19 protein-coding genes and 1 riboswitch are annotated in these 21,276 nt (G+C 35.5%); of the genes, 16 read left to right on the top strand and 3 right to left on the bottom strand.

The window, feature by feature from the left end:
* Positions 1–21: 21 nt before the first annotated feature.
* From ACQV2X_RS03015 to ccpA, 14 genes are all read left to right on the top strand, one after another.
* The gene (locus ACQV2X_RS03015; protein ID WP_428894219.1) at positions 22–2,379 is read left to right on the top strand and encodes an endonuclease MutS2; all 2,358 of its coding nucleotides are present in this window, start codon (positions 22–24) and stop codon (positions 2,377–2,379) included.
* Between the two features lie 82 nt (positions 2,380–2,461).
* A complete protein-coding gene (gene trxA / locus ACQV2X_RS03010) occupies positions 2,462–2,773 on the top strand; it encodes a thioredoxin (protein WP_428872961.1) in 312 nt (103 codons plus the stop codon).
* Between the two features lie 124 nt (positions 2,774–2,897).
* The gene (gene ald, locus ACQV2X_RS03005) at positions 2,898–4,004 is read left to right on the top strand and encodes an alanine dehydrogenase (protein ID WP_428872963.1); all 1,107 of its coding nucleotides are present in this window, start codon (positions 2,898–2,900) and stop codon (positions 4,002–4,004) included.
* A 117-nt stretch (positions 4,005–4,121) separates the two neighbouring features.
* Positions 4,122–5,015: a bifunctional hydroxymethylpyrimidine kinase/phosphomethylpyrimidine kinase gene (locus ACQV2X_RS03000; protein WP_428872965.1), complete on the top strand. Its 894-nt coding sequence runs from the start codon at positions 4,122–4,124 to the stop codon at positions 5,013–5,015.
* Between the two features lies 1 nt (position 5,016).
* Positions 5,017–6,765, top strand: a complete 1,749-nt coding sequence (locus tag ACQV2X_RS02995; RefSeq protein ID WP_428893292.1) for a hypothetical protein — start codon at positions 5,017–5,019, stop codon at positions 6,763–6,765.
* A gap of 26 nt (positions 6,766–6,791) precedes the next feature.
* The gene (locus ACQV2X_RS02990) at positions 6,792–7,700 is read left to right on the top strand and encodes an ABC transporter ATP-binding protein (RefSeq protein ID WP_428872967.1); all 909 of its coding nucleotides are present in this window, start codon (positions 6,792–6,794) and stop codon (positions 7,698–7,700) included.
* On the top strand, positions 7,693–9,036 hold the full coding sequence (locus ACQV2X_RS02985; protein WP_428872969.1) for an ABC transporter permease: 1,344 nt from the start codon (positions 7,693–7,695) through the stop codon (positions 9,034–9,036). The genes ACQV2X_RS02990 and ACQV2X_RS02985 overlap by 8 nt, the downstream gene beginning before the upstream one ends.
* 137 nt (positions 9,037–9,173) lie before the next feature.
* Positions 9,174–10,016, top strand: a complete 843-nt coding sequence (gene racE / locus ACQV2X_RS02980) for a glutamate racemase (RefSeq protein WP_428872971.1) — start codon at positions 9,174–9,176, stop codon at positions 10,014–10,016.
* Complete coding sequence (locus ACQV2X_RS02975) at positions 9,997–10,593, top strand: XTP/dITP diphosphatase (protein ID WP_428872973.1); 597 nt, start codon at positions 9,997–9,999, stop codon at positions 10,591–10,593. Before racE ends, ACQV2X_RS02975 begins: the two co-directional genes overlap by 20 nt.
* Before the next feature lie 2 nt (positions 10,594–10,595).
* Positions 10,596–11,123, top strand: a complete 528-nt coding sequence (locus ACQV2X_RS02970; protein WP_428872975.1) for a metallophosphoesterase — start codon at positions 10,596–10,598, stop codon at positions 11,121–11,123.
* Positions 11,120–11,632: a cyclic-di-AMP-binding protein CbpB gene (cbpB, locus tag ACQV2X_RS02965; RefSeq protein ID WP_428874651.1), complete on the top strand. Its 513-nt coding sequence runs from the start codon at positions 11,120–11,122 to the stop codon at positions 11,630–11,632. The genes ACQV2X_RS02970 and cbpB overlap by 4 nt, the downstream gene beginning before the upstream one ends.
* Before the next feature lie 82 nt (positions 11,633–11,714).
* Positions 11,715–12,269, top strand: a complete 555-nt coding sequence (locus ACQV2X_RS02960; protein WP_428872979.1) for a DUF948 domain-containing protein — start codon at positions 11,715–11,717, stop codon at positions 12,267–12,269.
* A gap of 1 nt (position 12,270) precedes the next feature.
* A complete protein-coding gene (locus tag ACQV2X_RS02955) occupies positions 12,271–12,705 on the top strand; it encodes a YtxH domain-containing protein (protein WP_428872980.1) in 435 nt (144 codons plus the stop codon).
* 810 nt (positions 12,706–13,515) lie between these two features.
* Positions 13,516–14,520 (top strand): catabolite control protein A, encoded by a 1,005-nt coding sequence (gene ccpA, locus ACQV2X_RS02950; protein ID WP_428872981.1) that lies wholly within the window; start codon positions 13,516–13,518, stop codon positions 14,518–14,520.
* 65 nt (positions 14,521–14,585) lie between these two features.
* On the opposite strand, the gene ACQV2X_RS02945 is transcribed toward ccpA, so the two are convergent.
* The 3 genes from ACQV2X_RS02945 to ACQV2X_RS02935 all read right to left on the bottom strand — a co-directional run bounded on the left by ACQV2X_RS02945 (position 14,586) and on the right by ACQV2X_RS02935 (position 19,510).
* Positions 14,586–17,675, bottom strand: coding sequence for a transglycosylase domain-containing protein (locus ACQV2X_RS02945; RefSeq protein ID WP_428872983.1), 3,090 nt, complete (start codon positions 17,673–17,675; stop codon positions 14,586–14,588).
* 26 nt (positions 17,676–17,701) lie between these two features.
* Complete coding sequence (locus ACQV2X_RS02940; RefSeq protein ID WP_428872985.1) at positions 17,702–18,673, bottom strand: rhodanese-related sulfurtransferase; 972 nt, start codon at positions 18,671–18,673, stop codon at positions 17,702–17,704.
* A gap of 279 nt (positions 18,674–18,952) precedes the next feature.
* The gene (locus ACQV2X_RS02935; RefSeq protein ID WP_428872986.1) at positions 18,953–19,510 is read right to left on the bottom strand and encodes a folate family ECF transporter S component; all 558 of its coding nucleotides are present in this window, start codon (positions 19,508–19,510) and stop codon (positions 18,953–18,955) included.
* A 48-nt stretch (positions 19,511–19,558) separates the two neighbouring features.
* A riboswitch (THF riboswitch) is annotated at positions 19,559–19,656 on the bottom strand.
* Between the two features lie 95 nt (positions 19,657–19,751).
* Here ACQV2X_RS02935 and ACQV2X_RS02930 point away from each other — a divergent pair.
* Both ACQV2X_RS02930 and ACQV2X_RS02925 read left to right on the top strand, forming a co-directional pair.
* Positions 19,752–20,675 (top strand): diacylglycerol/lipid kinase family protein, encoded by a 924-nt coding sequence (locus tag ACQV2X_RS02930; protein ID WP_428872987.1) that lies wholly within the window; start codon positions 19,752–19,754, stop codon positions 20,673–20,675.
* A 71-nt stretch (positions 20,676–20,746) separates the two neighbouring features.
* On the top strand, positions 20,747–21,181 hold the full coding sequence (locus ACQV2X_RS02925; RefSeq protein WP_428872988.1) for a DUF2187 family protein: 435 nt from the start codon (positions 20,747–20,749) through the stop codon (positions 21,179–21,181).
* Positions 21,182–21,276 lie beyond the last annotated feature (95 nt).

Here is a 21,276-nt window from a genome sequence, read left to right as displayed (position 1 = left end):
ATAGGAAAGGGGGAATCTTTGATGACTAATAGTAAAACTTTGGAGAAATTAGAGTATCATAAAATTATTCAGCAAGTCTCCCACTTTGCAAATACCGAGATGGCTAAATCTAAGATTCTCAAAATGCAGCCATCCACCGATTTGGAAACAATTCAAAAATGGCAAGAGGAAGTGGAAGAAAATTTAGCAATTCTTCAACAAGGTAAGAACATACCTATTCCTCGCTTAGTAGCGTTAAGTATGGCCTTTAGACGGCTGGAGATTTCAGCTGCTTTAAACCCTAAGGAGTTAGGACAAATTGGCCGCCTATTGACTACTACCAATCAAGTAACACAATTTTTTGCTGATTTAGAAGCTGAAGAAAAAATCTATCCTTCATTGAAGTATTGGGTGGATCAATGCGTGAGTCTTCCACAAGTTATCAAAGAAATACAATCAACGGTAAGTGATGAGGGGGCGGTTTTAAATTCCGCATCCACTCAATTGGCAGCTATTAGAAAAAATCAAAGTCAAACAGAAAATCAAATCCGCAACCAACTGAATCAATTACTAAAAACTAAAGGGAATCAGTTGAGCGATCGCTTAATAACTATCAGGAACGATCGTTATGTTCTACCCGTTAAGGCGGAGTATAAAGGTCAATTTGGTGGTACCATTCATGATCAGTCAGCAACTGGTCAGACAGTCTTTATGGAACCGAAGGTTGTTGTGGAGTTAAATAATCGCTTAGCCCAATTGGAGATAGATGAGCGTACCGAAATTGAAAGAATTCTTCTTGAAATATCTTTAATGATTGCGCCTTATGTTGAAGAAATTAAACATAATCAATCCATGATTGCCCAATTAGATTTTATTCAATCTAAAGCTGAGTATGCTAAAGCGATTAAGGCGACAAAGCCTGTTTTTTCAATTGATAACCAAGTAGCTCTATGGCAAGCCAGACATCCTTTAATTGATTCGGACGATATTGTAGCAAATGATATATTAATTGGTGAAAACTATCATATTCTCTTAATCACAGGTCCTAACACCGGTGGTAAGACGATTATTTTAAAAACGATTGGTCTCATTCAATTAATGGGACAATCAGGACTTCATGTTCCTTGCGATTCTGGTTCTCAATTAGGCGTTTTCCAATCGATTTATGCTGATATTGGAGATGAGCAGTCCATTGAGCAGTCTCTTTCTACCTTCTCCAGTCATATGACGAATATTGTGAATATAGTCGAAGAAGCAGACTATCAATCCCTCGTTTTATTTGATGAACTCGGTTCTGGAACTGATCCGCAAGAAGGTGCAGCCTTAGCTATTTCTATTTTAGATTATTTAAGGAAAGTAGGGGCTACTGTTTTAGCAACAACTCATTATCCGGAATTAAAAGTTTATGCCCATGAACGAGCAAAAACAATTAATGCCTCTATGGAATTTGATGTTCAGACCTTATCGCCAACTTATCGCTTAATGATAGGTGTACCTGGTCGGTCCAATGCTATTGAAATCTCAAGAAGATTAGGCTTGAGACAAGATATATTAGAGGGGGCTCAAGAAGGAATTTCACAAGATAGTCAATCTTTGAACGAAATGGTTGCTAAATTAGAGCGTGAAAGAAGAGAAAGTGAGCTAAAAAATAAAGAAGCTCAAGCTTTCTTAGAAAAAGCAGAACTCTTATGGCAAGATATACGAACTGAATATGACCGCTATCTTGAGCAAAAGCATGACTTAGTTGAAAAAGCTAAGCGTCAGACTAATGAGAAAGTGGAACAAGCTCAAAAAGAGGCCGAAGAATTGCTGCAAGAAATTCGAGACTTACAGTTAGTCCAAGGACAAAATCAAACCATTAAAGAACATGTTTTAATCGACAAGAAAAAGGCTTTTGATCAATTAAAACAACCAGAAAACTTGAAAAAGAATAAAGTCTTAAAACGGGTTAAAAAGTCTAAAAAGATTCAGGTGGGCGATGATGTCGAGGTCTTATCCTATGGACAAAGAGGAACTGTGCTTGAACAAGTTGAAAAAAATGAGTATGTTGTTCAAATGGGCATTATTAAGATGAAGATTGCGGCTGACGAGCTAAAACCGATTGGTAAGGTTGAGCCTAAGCAGAAGGTTAATGTACAAAGGCAAGCTGGATCTAAGGTAAAAACGACTTTAGATATACGTGGTTTGAGGTACGAAGAAGCGATGAGTAAGTTGAAACAGTATTTAGACCAAGCTCTTCTATCCAACCATTCACTGGTCACCATTATCCATGGTAAGGGTACAGGAGCATTGAGACAGGGTGTCAAAGATCAATTAAGCAATCATCCTCATGTCGATCACTTCGAATACTCCCCACCAAACGCTGGAGGAGATGGTTCAACAAGGGTTTACTTCGATTAGTTAGTAAGCATATAAATAGTCAAAGACCTTTTTGATGTGCTAAGATACATCTATCAACGTGATTAGTGAAAGGGGCTTTAAGATGGTTAAGGCAATTACAGATTCAGAATTTCAAACGAAAACAGCACAAGGAGTAAGCATTGTAGATTTTTGGGCACCATGGTGTGGACCGTGTCGCATGCAATCTCCAATTATTGATGAATTATCAGAAGAGATGGAAGGACAAGTAAATTTCTTCAAGATGAATGTCGATGAAGAAACTAAAATAGCCGGTGAATTCGGTATTATGTCCATTCCAACCATGGTTATAAAAAAAGATGGACAGGTTGTAGAAAAACTTGTCGGTTTTCATGATAAAGATCGTTTGACTGAGGTGCTTAAAAAGCATATTTAGAATAACTAAGAAAAGGGCCCAACTTCAGAAGCTGGGCCCTTTAAATTTTAAGATATAATCATATAATTTATTTGTGATGAAAAGAGCATGTGGTATAATAAAAAAACAAAGGAGGGATTTATTAATGAAAATTGGAGTACCTAGAGAATTGAAAGCAAATGAAGATCGTGTAGGACTCACCCCTAATAATATTAAAGAACTTGTTTCAGCTGGAAATGAGATAATTGTTGAAAAAGAGGCTGGATTGGGTTCAGGGTTTACTGATCATGAATATATTGATGCTGGAGCAAGTATCGTTGAAACAGCTGCAGAAGTTTGGAAAGCAGAAATGGTTATTAAAGTGAAAGAGCCAGTTAAAGAGGAATATGACTATTTTTATGAAGGACTCATTCTATTTACCTATTTACATCTTGCTCCTGAACTAGAATTAACACAAGCCTTGCTCGATAAGGGTGTGATTGGAGTAGCCTATGAAACGGTTGCCGATAAGGGGACACTTCCTTTATTAACACCCATGTCTGAAGTAGCCGGTCGAATGGCTGTTCAAATCGGAGCGCGTTTATTAGAAAAGAACCACGGTGGTCCAGGTATTTTATTTGGTGGTGTACCAGGTGTTCGTCGTGCCAATGTGACAGTGATTGGTGGAGGGGTTGTCGGTTTTAATACCGCTAAATTGGCTTACGGTTTAGGTGCTAATGTGACAATTCTTGATATTAATCCACAACGTTTGGCTGAGATTGAAAATATTCTTGGTAATGGTGTACAGACATTGATGTCGAATGAAACAAACATTCATAAAGCTGTGATCGATTCAGACGTAGTTGTCGGATCAGTTTTAATAGCTGGACGCCGTGCACCAGTTCTTGTTAAAGAAGAAACTATTCAAGAAATGAGACCAGGTTCCGTTTTAATTGATATTGCAGTTGACCAAGGTGGAAACTTTGAGACAACTAAACCAACTACTCATAAGGAACCGATTTTCCTTAAACATGATATTATTCATTATGCAGTGGCTAATATTCCAGGAGCTGTCCCAAGAACTTCCACCATTGCTTTGACCAATGCTACTTTACAATATGCTAAAGAAATTGCTAGGGCAGGCATTAAAGAAGCTGCCAAGCAAAATGATGCGATTTTATTAGGTATCAATACTTATCTTGGACATCTAACATCCATTGCCGTGGCTGAATCGCAAGACAGAGAGTTTTTTGATATTGAAACAGTTTTATAAACAAGATAAACCACTCACCCTAGCAGAGACAATGTCTCTGCTATTTTTTTAGTATGAATTATCTTTATTTATTTGCTTAAAAGAGGTACTATGATTATATAAATGTAGGGGGTTCTTATGTTTTCACTTAATCGCAATAATTATTCAAATACTATTTTAGTTGTTAATGATATTCCTGGTGCCGGAAGAGTAGCGGGTTCAATTAATTTGCCAGTTTTAGCTGCTGCCCAATTAGAAGCTACTATTTTGCCAACTTTAATCCTTTCTTCGCATGCTGGAGAAAAAGGGGATTTAGTTCGTTATTCCATGGGAAATGCTTATCAAGAAATGCTGCACCATTGGCAGCAAGTTGACTATCATTTTGATGCAATTTTAACGGGTTATTTTGCTGATACTCAGCAGATAGATGATTTGAAAACCTATCTTTTAAAAGAAAAAGAAATCAATCCAAACATTGCATTATATATGGATCCGATTATGGGGGACCATGGTCAGTTCTATGCTGGTTTTGATCAAGACGTCGCTCATCATTTGCGTGAATTAATACCGTATGCAGAATTAGTCATGCCCAATCTAACAGAAGCTTGTTTGATTTTAGGACGAGACTACAAAGAGGACTTCAGATTAAATGAGATTGCTGATATCGCCGATGAATTATTAACTTTAGGTTGTAAAAATGTCATTATTACAGGAGCTAAAGATGATCGAAGTGATAATAATCGCTTAGGTTTCTACTATGCCAGCCAATCGGGTGAAAAAGGACTTGTAGTTCACGAGTATTTTGATGGTTACATATTTGGAACTGGAGACACTGTTGCTTCAATCATTACTGCCAGTCGAATCGCTGGTGACAGCTTGAAAGACTCTGTTAGATTGACAGCAGATATTATTGAGAAAATGATTCCTTTTTCTATTAGTCAAAATGAAAGTAATGTGGGTCCTATTCATTTTGAGCCTTTTATAAAAGAAATTTCTACATATTTCAGTCAGAAAAAAGAAAGTGGGTTTTAAATTGATTATTAAAGATGTGACACCTGAAAAAACGATTAATAAAAAAGCCAACAAGCGTTCATTTAATCCAAACTATTTGTATGTATTATTAGCATTGGCTATCTTTGTTTATTATTATCTCACACTACCACCTATCCATTACGCTTCTTATCAAAGCTGGTTTTTTCTTCTATTAATTGTGGCCGGTGTTTTTGCCATCGAATTGATTAAAGATTCCAATCAGTGGTTCAAGCAGATCAAGAATAATCCTAATCAAGTTACTGAGATTAAATTCGGCAAATTGCCAAAGAAATACCGCTTGTTCTATTGGCCGGTTGTTATTGTCTTATTAGTAGGATTAATTGGGAAGTTTGTTTTTTCTCCTTTCTTTATGGCAAAAGATTATGGTCAAATGATCTCACCAGTCAATAAAGATTTCGAGACCACTTTTCCTGAAGTTAATATTGATAATGTGCCATTAGTGGATCGAGATACAGCAGTGCGCCTTGGAGATCGCTATTTAGGAGCTTTAACTGAGCTTGTTTCTCAATTTGAAGTATCGGATGAATATACCCAAATCAATATTGAAGCAGAACCCTACCGGGTAACTCCCTTGAAGTATGCAGGACTGTTTAAGTGGTTAAACAACTTTTCAGAAGGAATCCCACATTATCTTCAAGTTGATAATGTTACTGGAAAAGTGGAAGTAAAAACACCTGAAAAACCGATTAGATATTCTTATTCAGATCATTTCGGTCGGAATATTTCTAGACATTTAAGATTCAATTATCCATTCAGTATTTTTGATAGCCCTGACTTTGAAATCGATGATGAGGGCAATCCTTATTATATAGCTACTAGCTATGGACGAAATTTCTTTCTTAATGAGCCAGAACCTAATGGATTAATTATTGTTAATGCGATGACAGGAGAACACCAAAAATACTCCATGGATGAGATCCCATCTTGGGTAGACCGCGTTTATTCTGCTGACTTAATCATGCACCAGTTAGACCAAAACGGTAAATTTAAAAATGGTTTTTGGAACTCAGTTTTTGCCAAAGAAGGCGTAACAGAAACCTCCAAAGGTTATAATTATCTACCAATGAATGATGATATTTACCTCTATACTGGTATCACTTCTGTTGTATCAGATGAATCAAACATTGGCTTTGTATTAGTTAATCTAAGAACCAAAGAAGCTACTATGTACAATTTATCTGCTGCCGAAGAGTTCTCTGCTATGGCTTCAGCTGAAGGGTCTGTTCAAGAAAAAGGATATATTGCAACATTCCCTCTCTTGATTAACTTACAAGGCAATCCTATGTATATTTTAACTTTAAAAGACTCTTCCGGTCTTATTAAAAATTATAGCTTAGTAGATGTTCAAGATTATCAGAAAGTCTACATTGCTAGCAATATGACTCAGCTTATCCAAAAGTATGGGGAAGATAATCCTGTGGTTTTAGAGGCAATCAATGAGGACACATTAGAAAAAGTAACCGGAAAAGTTGAAAAAATCCAAGCTGTTATAAAAGAGGGGGAAACTTTCTATTATTTCATGTTAGATGGTAATGTTTATCAAGTGCCTGCAAAATTGAATGATTACCTACCATTTGTAGAAGAAGGACAAACAATCACGCTTAAATTAGATGATCGATCAAACATTCATTTAGTCGATTTGACGGAAATATTTGGCGACAAAGCGGCTCAAGAAGAAGTGATTCCAACCAGTGAAGATACTGATCCGCTGCTAGACAATGTGGAATAATCATAAAAAGTTAAGAGGAGGATATAATGTTAGAAGTAAAAAACCTATCCAAGAAATTTGGTAGTTTTCAAGCTGTAAAGAATGTTTCTTTTGACATTGAATCGGGAACGATTATGGGATTTATTGGTCCAAATGGATCAGGGAAAACAACTGTTTTTCGAATGATTTTAGATTTCTTAAATCCTGAACCTGGGGGACTAGTTACTTGGAATCAAAAGCCGATTAATAATCAATTATATGATTTAGTTGGTTACTTACCAGAAGAACGTGGTCTTTATGAAAAGATGACTATTGAAGAACAAATTGTCTATTTCGCTAGCCTTAGAGGAATGAAATACCTTGATATTATCACTCAAATAGATGAATGGATGGATAAATTTGCCGTAAAAGGTAAACGAAAAGATAAGATTAATACGCTTTCTAAAGGAAACCAGCAAAAAATACAATTGATTGCTACATTAATCCATCGACCTAAATTAGTTATTTTAGATGAGCCATTCTCTGGCCTAGATCCAGTCAATGCTGACCTTTTAAAACAAGGCATCTTAGAATTAAAAGAAGGTGGATCGAGCATTATCTTTTCTAGTCATAATATGGAAAATGTGTCACAAATATGTGATAAGTTAGCCATGATTCTTGATGGTGAGCAAGTTCTTTACGGTTCGATTAATGAAGTTAGAGAACAGTTTGGACGTATTCGCATTTATATTGAAAGTAAAAAGTGGAATGAAGCTAGCCTGCTAGAAATTGAAGGGGTAGATTCGGTAGTTCGTACCAGCCCTGATCATTACACCTTAAATCTTAGCGATGAATCATTTGGTCCTAGCATCTTCCAAACAATCACTCAAGGACAATTTATCCCAATGTTCTCTCAACAACCACCGACCTTAGAGGAAATATTTAAGTTGAAAGTAGGTGACCGAATTCATGAATAAAATGTGGCTTGTAGCAAAAGAGGTTTATCGGAAAAATGTGAAGTCTTGGGCTTTTTTCTGGATGATAGCAGGCCCCATTATTATGGGGTTGGTTATTTTAGCAATCGGTTATTTTATTTATCTTGACCAATCCAGCTCTTCAGTCGGCAATGTTGGAATTGTATCTGAAAATGCAGAGATTAATCAATTGATTGCTGCAATAGAAGATGAAAATGACTACCAATTTGACTTAAATGAAAAGCAAGCTGAAGAAGCCTTATTTGCAGAAGAAATTGATGGTTATTTAGTTGTTGAAGGCGAAAATGTAGATCTTAATGCTAAGTTCTATCGCCATAATTCAGGCAAGAATATTGCCACTTATAATATCGAAGAAGTACTTTCAGAATATCGCATTCAAAAACAAGCAGAAGCATTTAATTTAAAACAAGAAGAAGTGAATCAATTAAAAGATAGTGCTGTTGACATTGAAACTATTCGCATCCAACCAGACGATGATGGCGCTGTTACAGAGGTTTCAGAAAATGATCCAGTAACTGCCGCTAAAATTGGAGTGGCTTATGTAGTGTGTTTTGTGGTTTTAATGTTTATTATGAGTTACGTATCCATAGTCTCTCAAGAAATTGCGGCAGAGAAGGGCTCTAAAATCATGGAAATTATTCTTTCCAGTATCACCGCTACCCAGCATTTTTTAGGTAAGCTGATTGGAGTGGGCTTGGTAATTCTTACTCAATTAGTCATATATGGTATACTAGGAGTTATTATTTCCTATGTATCCGGCTTAGTATTAGCCCAATTTTTTGTAAACTCATCTGAAAATATGGAAAATATTCAAGCTGGCACACAAGCCATGAGCGAAAGTTTTGATCCGGCCATAATCAGCGATTATATTTCACAAGCTAGACCGGTGATATTATATGGAATATTGTTTGCTGTTATAGGAATGGCAATTTATTCAATACTTGCAGCTTTCTTAGGTTCATTAGTTTCTAAAACTGAAGACGTCAATAAAATGATCACCCCAATCACCTTATTAGCAGTAGCAGGCTTTTATATTGCCTTATACGGTATGCAGTCACCTAACTCAGCCATTGTTCGTTTAGGCTCTTATTTCCCATTATTTACGCCTTTTATTATGCCTTTCCGTTTGGCTAATGACACAGTTGCCACTAGTGAAATATGGTTATCGGTATTAGTTGCGATTGTTTTCTTAGCCTTATCGATTTGGTTATCGGTTGTGTTCTATAAATCAAATGTTCTAGTTTATAGTGAAAAAGGATTAATTGGTAGTTTTAAAAAGTCCTTTGCTATATGGAAAAACGAGAAAAAAGTTAATTAATTTTAAAACAAGGCCTTGCAAACAACTTCAGTAGGTTGTTAATTAAGGGCCTTGTTTTTTAGTAAATAACAAGATGACTTCCATTCTTTTTTTGCATAGATATGTTAAAATAATAATTGTGAAGTGAGGAGAATTTTATGAAAGACTTACCCATCGGTTTTATTGATTCTGGATTCGGCGGATTAACAGTTGTTAAACAGAGTTTAAAACAACTTCCTAATGAATCCGTTCTTTTTATTGGTGATAATGCTCGTTGTCCATATGGTCCGCGTCCGTTAAATGAAGTTAAGAAGTATATTTGGCAACTCAGCAATTTCTTGCGTGAAAAAGGCATTAAAATGCTTGTGATTGCTTGTAATACTGGGACTGCTGCAGCTTTAGAAGATTTGAAGCGAACTTTACCCATACCTGTTGTTGGCGTAATTGAACCCGGTAGTCGAGCTGCCATTATCCAAACTAATAATAAAAAAATCGGTGTGATTGGAACAATCGGAACTATTCAGAGTAAAATTTATGAAAAAACGATTATCAATAAAAAAAATGATGTGGTCGTAGAAGGACTTGCATGTCCGTCTTTTGTTGAAATGGTAGAGACTGGCCAAATTTATAGTAGCCAAGCTAAAGAAAAAGTGTCGCAAGAACTTTCCCCGCTATTAAAAAAAGAAATTGACACATTAGTACTTGGTTGTACCCACTATCCAATCATGCGCGGTTTAATTCAAGAAGTAGTTGGTCCTAAGGTTCATCTGATTGATTCAGGAGTTGAAACAATTAATGATGTTAGTATGCTGTTGGATTATTTTAACTTAAGTCGAACAGCAAATGATGCCTTACAACAATCTCCTACACAAACTTTCTATACAACAGGAGACATCGAACACTTTGATCGAATGGCTAGCGACTGGCTAGCTCGAAAAGATCTTGATGTCAGAAAATGTGAAATTAAAGGAGAAGTAATTTATGAAACTGATTATAGCTAGTCATAATCCAGGAAAAATAGCAGAGTTTAAAGCTCTTTTTGAAGCTTTTGATTTACAAGTTCAATCTTTGCTTGATTATCCTGAAATTCCAGAAGTAGAAGAAACAGGTACAACATTTGAGGAGAATGCACGTTTAAAAGCAGAAACAATCGCTAAGGAAATGAACTGCTTAGCCCTATCAGATGATTCAGGCTTATGTGTTCCAGCACTGAATAATGAGCCGGGTGTCTATTCGGCTCGCTATGCTGGAGAAGAAAAAAATGACGAAAGAAACCGTTTGAAACTTTTAGAAAATTTGAAAGAATTTAACGGTGATCAACGAAAAGCCTATTTCACAACCGTTATCGTATTAGCAGATCCACAAAAAGATTCATTAGTTGTTGAAGGTAATGTAGAAGGAATCATTACCAAAGAGCCTATCGGTGAGGGTGGCTTTGGTTATGATTCACTATTTTACTATCCTCAAGATCAACAAACCTTTGCTCAAATCTCTGCGGAACGTAAGAACCAAATTTCTCACAGAGGCCAAGCAGTGGAGAAGTTAAAAGAAAAACTAAATGATTGGTTGGAGGGATAGAGATGAAATTGTTAGTATTAAGTGACAATCATGGAAATTACTCTATTGTAAAAAACATTATTCAGCAGTTTAGGGATAAAGTAGATTATATTATTCATTGTGGTGATTCAGAATTTTCATTTGATGATCCTATTTGGCAGGCTGTCGATGTTAAAGTAGCAGGAAATATGGATTTTTCTCCAGGCTATCCATCTAGCGAAATTTTATCGACCCCTAAGGGAAAAATTTTGATTACTCATGGCCATTTGTATCAAGTAAATCAAGGAAACATTAATCTTTTAGAATTAGCTTTACAAAAGAATGCCAAATATGTTTTCCACGGCCATACACATCGCCTATATGCTGAAATGAAGCGAGGAATCTTATTTATGAACCCTGGTTCCATTGCAAAAGCAAGGGGCGAAATTCAAGAAAAAACATTTTCTATAGTTGAAATTTCCGATGACTTTATTAAGGTTGATTATTATAATTCACATGCAATACAGTTAGAAGATTTGTCTTATTATTTTAAACTAGATGGAGCTGATTGATCTTGATAGATCCTAACTTATCAAAAAATATTGTTGAAAATCTAAAAGAAGTTATTATCCCGGCTGATAATGTAGTCTATCTTTATGACTTTAATTCATTAATTCACGGCTTATTAGTCCTTAATCAAGTCGACTATTCAATGATTCCTGTGGTCAATCAAAATGGTCAAATAGTGGGCTTAGTAAGTATTAACATGATTGTTAAAGAAGCTATTACTTTAGAAGACATAGACTTTGACAACCTTAATTATAAATTAATTAAGCATTTAGACTTAAGGAAACCAGAATTTATAACAATGAACGAAAAGCTCGAATCAATTTTGCATAAACTGGTAGATAATAATTTTTTATGTGTGGTTGAAAACCATATAGAAAAGAAATTCATTGGTATTATTACTCGAAATATGATTTTAAAACGAATAAATGCTTTCTTGCATCGTACAAGTTTAAAAGAGTTAAGGGTTTCAAACTTCCAACAAGGGCGTGAGAAAAAATTAATAAATAAATAGCTCATTTCTAAGCCCTTATCTTTGAGTTAAATGCGCTTTCATGATATATTTAAGCTAGTAACTTAGCAAAGGAGGATTAGATATGACAATTGGTCAAATTGCAGCCATGATTGCAGCTTTAGCCTTTGCAATTCTCGTTGTATTCTTATCGATGACCTTGATGAAAATTGGTGAAATTCTGACAAATCTGAAGGAAACGGTGAGCAAATTAAATAATACCATTGATGTGGTGACTAAAGATGTTGACCATCTATCAATTGAGGTAGAAGGTTTACTGAACAAGTCAAATACACTTGTAGATGATTTAAATGCTAAATTAGGAAAAACCGATCCGTTATTTACTGCTATCGGTGATGTCGGAACATCCGTTTCAGAATTAAATGACTCGACTAAAGAAATGACATCGAACTTTGTTTCAAATATGCTTAAGAAAAACAAGAAAAAATCACCAATTGATTCAATTCAAAAAGCATCGCGAATGGTAAATCGTTTCAAAGTGAAGCCACAAGCCAAAAATTCAGAGATTTTGGCTAAGGATCCAGCTAAACAGGAAAAGAGAAGCTTAGATTCCTTTATTCAAGGAAAACCTTCTAAAACAGCTGGTGAGATTTCAATTAATTTAAAGGAGGCAAAATAATATGAAAAATAATGATGGATTTTTAGCGGGAGCTTTATTAGGCGCTCTTATTGGAGGGGCAGCTGCTCTTTTATATGCTCCTAAATCAGGTAGAGAGTTACGTGAAGATTTAAATGAAGAATTAGATTATTGGATTGATCGTGCTAATGATTATACAGACTATGCCGTGGAAAGAGGTGTAGAGATGTATGACGCAGCTTCTGATGCGAGTGAAGATTTCCGTGTAAATCTTAAAACTTCAGCTGATCATATTAAACGTTCTGCTGAAGAATTAAAGAAAGAAGCAAGCAAAGAATGGGATCATGTAAAAGAAGACCTCAGTCAATCTAAAGACATCTTGAGTGCCAAAATTGAAGATATTGAAGTTGATACAAAAGAAGAACTAAAAGATGTGAAAAAAGAAGTCGAGAAGCAAACAGATGAACTACTAAAATAAATTTAGAGGCTGGACAAAAGGCCTCTTCACCCGCTACATAAAACGCAGCGAGCTTAGAATGGAAAGGTGTTTTTCGTTCTAAGCTCGCTGCTTTGCATATTTGCTTGATTATTGGCCATTAATACCAGTCTTACAATAGTCTTCACCTTATCTCTAAGGCGAAAAAGGAGCTTAAATTTGTCTTTACATGATCGAATACAGACTCTACAGCAATTCTTCGTTGACTGTAGAGTGTCTTTCCTTCGTCAGATAAGAGCTTGGCTCGTTCGTTAAACTTGAGTGATTCATAAGACGGTTTGTAGTAGAATGCTTTTTGAGGTGCCGTGTCTGTTTCCTTCGGTCGGTAAACATCGCTCGTACTTTCATAATCATTGCGTATTTTAAAAATCTTGAATGCTATTAATAATAACTACTTCCTTTAAGCAGTATGATGGTCTGTCATTGCGCTCGATTCGGCGATTCCCATAAATTAAAAGCTCCGATGATGTTTCTTCGTTTCTTCTTTCTCGAATAGATTATATTTGATAAGGTGCTTATTCCCATGGTAGGTTAATTAAGTTAAATTTTCATCACTGCTATATTTGGTGTCACTGACCATCCAAAAAGTTGAAGGATAAACTGCTCTACAAATGAAATCAGTGTTAACCTATCTTTTGGTTTGGAGAAGACAGCAAACACCCTCTAATGAGCGAGTTCATTATTTATGAAAAAACTGTGAAAACTTGAGAATAAAGCTAGAAAACGCTTGCACTATCTGTCTGCTTATGTTAAATTCAAAGAGTAAATTAAAAATTTGAAAGAAGGGTAGGCATGGAAAAGCAAACAATTACAATATATGATGTAGCTCGTGAAGCTGGCGTATCAATGGCCACCGTATCTCGAGTTGTAAATGGTAATCCAAATGTAAAGCCAAGTACTAGAAAAAAAGTCTCAGAAGTTATAGAACGTTTAGATTATAGACCTAATGCTGTAGCAAGAGGACTAGCCAGTAAAAAAACAACCACAGTTGGCGTTATTATTCCTAACATTACTAATATCTTCTTTTCGGCATTGGCACGCGGAATTGATGATATAGCAGCTATGTACAAATATGACATTATTTTAGCAAATGCCGACGAAAGTGTCGACAAAGAAATTAATGTTTTTAATAATTTATTAGCTAAACAAGTAGATGGTATTATCTATATGGGTTATAATGTCGGCGAAGAACTTAAGTCATTAATTAAAACTTCAAGAACACCTGTAGTTATTGCGGGTATGATTAGTGAAGATCCTGATCTCTATACAGTATCAATTGATATTCGATTAGCAATAGAAGAAATGACAGATTTCTTACTTCAAAAGGGTAACAGACCAGCTATTATCACCGATTCAGAAAAGTATTATGTCAATCGAGTGCATCGGATTCCTGGTTATAAATCAGCATTGGCTAAGCATAATATAGCGGTAGATGAAGATTTGATTATCCAAAGTGACTTTACTGATGATGAAGGAGATATAATTGTAGATCAATTATTAGCTGCTAAAGCTACCGGAGTTATCGCTACTAAAGATTTCTTAGCAGTAGCCATTTTAAATGCCCTAACTGATCGAAATATTAAAGTACCTGAAGACTTTCAAGTACTTACTAGTAAAAACTCAGTCCTTACAAAATATTCGCGTCCTCAACTATCATCTTTACAATATCCTTTATATGATGTTGGAGCGGTAGCAATGCGCTTGCTAACGAAAATTATGAATGATGAGGGTATCGAGCAGCGTCAAATCATTCTTCCCCATAAATTAGTACACCGTGGTTCAACACTGAGTGAATAAAAACATTAAAAAGCTATGAGATTTTAACTCATAGCTTTTTATTATAGAGCCTTTATTTTGCAAAATTATTCATAATATACTTCTTCAGTAACAGTCTCGCTATTTTCTGGTTGCGCCGGTATTAGATTACCATTTTCATCTGTGCTTTCAGAACGAGACTCATCATCCTCATCCGTTGTTTCTTCAGCAGAGGTCGTTGATGTTGTCTTTTCCTCAATAGATTCCATATAAGCATTCCAAAAACGTGCAGTATCTTGATCACTAGCGTTAAACATGAAGTTATAAGAGAGTGGAGCAGCAGGATTTGAATTTTTAAACAAATCTTGTTTAATAGGGCCATTTAGACTAGCAATTCGGTTATTATAGGTAATGTTTCCAGGTAAAGTTCCTGTCATTGCTACAATATTTTGGCTAACAACAGAAGCGGGTTGTGCAAAGACTTCATTAGATCCAAAAATATCAGGTCGAACTCTGAATAAGGCGTTGGCGATATTAGCCCAGTATATTTGTGAACGAACCGATTCATTGCCAAGTCCATCATCTGGGTTAACAAAGTATTCATAATATTGTGAATCATAGCCAGCCCATGTACCAATGGTAACAGAAGGAGTAGAGGCAATAAACCATAGATCTTTAGCATTCTCACTAGTTCCGGATTTGGCAATCCAGTCTCCTGGAACTTGCAGATTAGCTTTGGCATATTGTCCTGAACCGAATTCGGTTGTATCCCTTAAAATATCTACCATTAAGTAGTTTGTATCCTCACTAAATACTTTTTGTGGCTCTACTTCTTGTTCAAATACAGTATTTCCAAATGAATCGACAATCTTACTGATAATATGCCCTTGAATATAATAACCATTATTGGCAAAAGTTGAAAAAGCAGATGTTTGTTCAAAAACAGTCGGTCCGGTATTCACTCCACCAATGGAAAAGGCTAGGTTGTATGTTTCTTCTTGATCATATGCAAAGCCATCTTTAAAGCCCATGAGTTCAAGATAATCATAGACTGGTACGTTTTGCTGTATAAGCCCTTGATAAATTCGAATAGTTGGTAAATTCAGTGACTTAGCTAATGATTCTCTGACAGAGATAAACTTATTAGAAATTGATTCGCCGTAGTTGGTCGGTTTCCACTCAGTTCCATCGGGATAAGTTTCTACAAATGGTGTATCGGGTACAATTGTGGCAGGAGCAATAAGATTATTCTCAATTGCTGGTGCATAGACTGCAAGTGGTTTGATGGTTGAACCAGGAGAGCGGCGAGTGGCAAAGGCATGGTCAATTTGATTATTATCATAATCGGTCCCAGCCACAAAGCCCAGTACTTTTCCACTAGTGTTTTCAATCACCACAACACCAGTTTGAATATTTTCAACATAATAGATTTCTTCACCGGTACTAGGATCTGTATAAACCCCATCATAGCTTACTCCTAATGAGTCTACGTTTTCTTTAGCAGTTTCTTGTAATTGATCATAAATTTCTTTATCAATAGTTGAATATACTTTGTAGCCCCCGGTACGCAGCTGGTTTTCTGCTTCAGAATAATATTGATTATACCATTCAATGTCTTGTAAAACATCGCTCATCTGATTTCCATCGTCATTGACATTAATTTCCATTAATTTCTTAATGGCTTCATTCATGACGGTTTGATACAGGTAGGATTGGCGTTCGATTGGACGATTTTCAGGTTTAATAAAATCTTTACTAATATCATAATCAATCGCAGTTTCGTATTCTTCTTTAGTAATAGCCTTGTTACGATACATACTGAATAGCACAGCTTTCATTCGATTGATACCAGGATTGAAATCCTCTCTAAGTGAACTGTTATAGTTATAAGGAGTATAGCTATAAGGATCTTGAGGCAAACCAACTAAAAAGGCAGCTTGAGCTAAATTAACTTCATTTGGTTCTTTGCCAAAAATGCCTTCAGAAGCTTCACGAATTCCCGCAATATTATCTCCTTCATTATTACGGCCAAAAGGAGAAACATTGAGATAAGCGTTTAATATTTCGTCTTTGGTAAAATATTTTTCAACTCTTAAGGCCAAGAGAATTTCGTTAGCCTTTCTAAAGAAAGTAACATCATTTGTTAATAACTGCTGCTTAACTAATTGCTGAGTTAATGTTGATCCTCCAGTACCAGACCCGGTAATAAGCGTTTGAAGCACTGCTCTAAGTGTTGATTTAGGGTTAACACCGTAATGCTCATAAAAAGCTTGATCTTCAATGGAAATTAAACCTTCTTTAATATAGGGTGAAATATCTTCTAAATTAGTAACAGATCTAACGACGTCCGATCTTATATCAGCAATAAGGTCGCCAGAGTCATAATATAAACTAGATTGTTGTTCGACTTGATTAATAGCTTCAGCCATCTCTTGTTTACTTGGTGGAGTCGTATCAGATACTAATGAAGTGAAGTAGCCTAATCCAACACCTGATAAGAGAAAGCCAAAAAGAAGACCTACAACTACAAAGTAGATGAATAGACGTCTAAATACATTAAAGATAATCGAAAGGACTAAGGAAATTTTTGAAAACCGGTCAAGACCTTCCAAAGATAGTTGACTACGCACTTCTTTTTTTCTTTTTCTTCTTTTATCAAGGTAAGTCTGAAAAAGATTTTTATCCGTTGAGTGGTTGTCACTTTCACTTTCAGTTTTTTGATTTGACTTCTGTTGAGGTCTGTTTGATTCTATAGCGTCTCGACTGAACTTACTAGAATTATTACTGCTAGTATGATTATTAGTCTTATTTTCTAGCTTTAAATCAGTGTCAGTTTCAGTTTTTTTAATAACTTTCTTCTCTGAGCGATCTTTTTTAATCGATTTATTGTGTAAATTGCTTACTGACTCACCTATAGGAGTTTCTTTTTTGACTTTAAGCGATTGATAATGATTAGAAGAAAACTGTCTTCTATCCTCATTTGACTGAGGAATAGCCTTATCAAAATTATTAAAGCTCTTATTTTCAAGTTCACTAATTCTTTTCAATCTTCTTGCTCGAGCTTCTTCGCTATTAACATAGTTAGAAGATTTCTGGTTGATTAATCTTTGCCGCCTTTGATTGAGATTTGGCTTACTATCTTTTAAATGATGACCCTCCAAAGGTGGCAGATGATTCTTGCTTTCTTTATTAGTCATTTCATTATCCCCTTTATCGGCTTAAATTATGCAGAATGTGTTTTACTTAAGCTTTCTCCAATTGCATTTAATCTTTCTTCCCATTCTTCTGTGGAAAAGTTATGTTCAGCGACATAGCGGTTTCGAGGATGACGACGACAGGCCTCACTACATCCACGTAAATACTTATCTTCATTTGCTTTAGAAGTCAATATTTGTTCATTACATTCTGGGTTTGCACAATTTACGTATCTTTCACATGGTGTTCCATCAAAATAATCTTTTCCGACTACTGTAGGATTTACTTGATTAACTGGGACAGCAATACGTTCATCGAAAACATACATCTTACCTTCCCAAAGCTCACCTTTAATTTCAGGGTCTTTTCCATAAGTATCAATACCACCATGTAATTGCCCCACATCTTTAAAACCTTCTTTAAGTAACCAACCTGAGAATTTCTCGCAGCGGATACCACCTGTGCAATAGACAACAACGCGTTTGTCCATAAATTTTTCTTTGTTTTCTTTCACCCAGTCAGGAAGTTCACGGAAATTACGAATTTCAGGACGGATCGCACCCTTAAAATGACCTAAATCATACTCATAGTCATTACGAGTGTCAAGAACAACTGTATCCTTGTCAAGTAGAGCATCTTTAAATTCTTTAGGGGATAGATATTGTCCTGTAATTTCATGTGGATCAATATCATCATCTAAGTTTAAAGCTACAATTTCTTCACGCGTTCTCACAGACATCTTTTTATGCGCATAATCATCAGCAAGATCTTGTTTAAACCATAAATCTTCAAAACCTTCTAGTGAATGAACATAGTCCATATACTTTTGTGTTTGATCTAGGGTGCCTGAAACGGTTCCGTTTATTCCTTCTTCACCGACTAATACGCGCCCCTTTAAACCGATACGACGGCAAAACTCTAAGTGTTCTTTGGCAAACAACTCAGGGTCTTCAATTCTTTGATATTTGTAATATAACAATACACGATAATTTTTCTTCATAGTATACCTCCTGTAGTTGCAAGCTACATTTATTTTCATATCTTCATATTATACGTAAATATAGTAAATGTCACAAGTTTTTACAATTTTTAATCTGATTGTTAAATAAGTTTACTAGTATTTTTTGATTTTTTGAGTGAAGTTTATAATATTTAGTACAGTAAATTTTCGTTAATAAAAAGGGCAGAAGCTTAAACTTCTGCCCTTTTTATTAATTTTATAAGATAATTCATAAATAGTAAGTAGTGCGTTACCTACCTAAAAGAGCTACCATAAAGTTTAAAATTGGAATTTTTTGATTAAACGATCAATTACAGGCAATTTTAGGATAATCACTAAAATAATTGTGTTCAATGGAAGAGAAACAGCGTTTTTAGCGATACGAATTGGCATGAATGCTGCCCAAGCTTTACCTTGCATCATTTTAATCCATAGAGATCCAAATCCTAAGTTTACAATAAAGGTTACTAAAACAACTGCTATAAGAATATTTTTCCAATTACGTTCTTTACGCCACAAAAACCAACCATAAATGAAACCAGCTAAACCGGCACTAAAGGTATAACCGAAGAAGAAGCTATAGCCATTTAGAAGAGCAGTGATAATGTCATTAGCTACCGATATAACGATAGCCCACCATGGACCAATTATAGCGCTGGAAATAGCAGTACCGATAAAGCCAACTCCAATTTGGGCAATTTCACCTACTCTAAACGCTGGTATATAAGCTAACATAATACGAAACGCTAATAATAAAGCCATGGTAGTTAATTGTAGGGTGGTTAGTTTTCCTTTATTACCATATGAAATAATACGACGGGAATCAGGTTTTTGCATAAAAATACGCTCCTTTTTTTGACAAGAGAGCGCTACAAATAATATTAATGCAGCGAATGCAAAGATAGTATCGCAAGAATAAATTCTTTTCGTTTGTTGGCCACATCCCATCCAACAACACTTGACGTTCTATCTTTTACTCTGTCTAATGATATACATCAGTGTAACTTACTTTCAAAGAAATTGGAAGGGAAAATCGTTTAGGAGGACTTGTGGTATAATATAAAAAAGGAGGGTTAATATGAAGAGCGTTTTAATCATCGCTAATCCAGGTTCAGGTAAGGGTAAGGCCAAAGCATATGCTGAGCAGTTAGCTGATTTACTAATTAATACATACGATGCTCAAGTCAAACACCGAACAACTGAAAAACCTCAAGATGCCTATGATTGGGCAAAAACTACCCCTGCAGATGAATACGACACTATTATTTGTTTGGGCGGTGACGGCACTATTAAGGAAGTGGTATCCGGTTTAATGGAGAATTCACAACCACCTCATTTTGCTTTTTTACCTTTGGGGACTGTAAATGATTTAGCAAGATCTTTAGGAATCTCTCTAAACCCAGTAAAAGCCATTAATCAATTTAAATCTTTAGAGTTAAAAAAATTGGATATCGGGCAAGTTAACGAGCAGTATTTTGCGAATGTTCTTGCGCTAGGAGCTATTCCTTCAGCAGTATTTGAAACTGAATCTAAAGTAAAAAATAAGATTGGGGTATTAGCTTATTTATTTGATGGCTTTAAAGCGATGTTTGAAGAGGAAGATTTTGATTTAGACATTAGTGTCGATGGAAAGGAATCTCATCACCTTAAAACCAATCTTATATTATTAACACTCACTACTAGTGTGGGAGGAATGGAAAATCTTCTTTCACAAGACCAGCTATTTGATGGATTGGGTCATCTTTATGCTTTTAAGGGTTCATTGGCTATATCAAGTATAGCTACTTTTATTGAAGAGAAAGGCTTGCCTCGACACGACTTAGATAATGAGTCCATCTTGTCGTTAAAGGGTAAAACATTCGATATTAAACTCGCTTCCTTGAATGAAGAACGTGAACTAAAAGCGAACATTGATGGCGATAAAGGCCCAAGTTTACCATTAAAAATTAAGATTCATAGTCAAGCACTTTCTGTATGGGTTCCAAAGGTAGAGAAAGAGTAACCTTTAGAATAAAAAAGAAAAATGTGGTATAATAACAATTACAGAGGGCAATTTAAGAAAAGAGGGATAACGTGTCGAAAAAAATTTCAGATGGGCAACGAAGTCTAATTGAAAAGGAGTTAAGACGCGGGACAAGCAAGTCACGTATCGCTTCGCTATTAGATGTAGATTATGAAACGGGTCTTGAAATGATTGAATCAGTAAAGTTAGCAATTCGACCAGAAATAGGGGATAAGATTACTTTCAAATTTAGAGAAAGTAGCATGACAGGAATAATTACAAAATTGCTTTCTAATAGTGCTGTTGTAGATATTTATTGGCAAGAATCAGATATGATGATGCAAGATATTATTGAAGAGAAGACCATAGTCAATTTCAAAGATATTATTGATTTTATATCCTTACCACCACAAGAAGAGGATAAGCATGTCATTCTAGATCCACAACCTACCGTGCACCATAAAAACACCAAGGAAAATGATACACAGTCAGAAGAAGAGAAGTAAAATTAGAGCGAGTCTACTATAGACTTGCTCTAATTTATTTGGTTCTATAATTTATAGGGTTGATGGCCGAAGGCCTCAACTCTATTTTTTACTTT

It is taken from the genome of Facklamia sp. P12945, from assembly GCF_050409485.1.
GTDB lineage: Bacteria > Bacillota > Bacilli > Lactobacillales > Aerococcaceae > Facklamia.
This window is presented reverse-complemented; position numbering and strand designations above follow the sequence as displayed.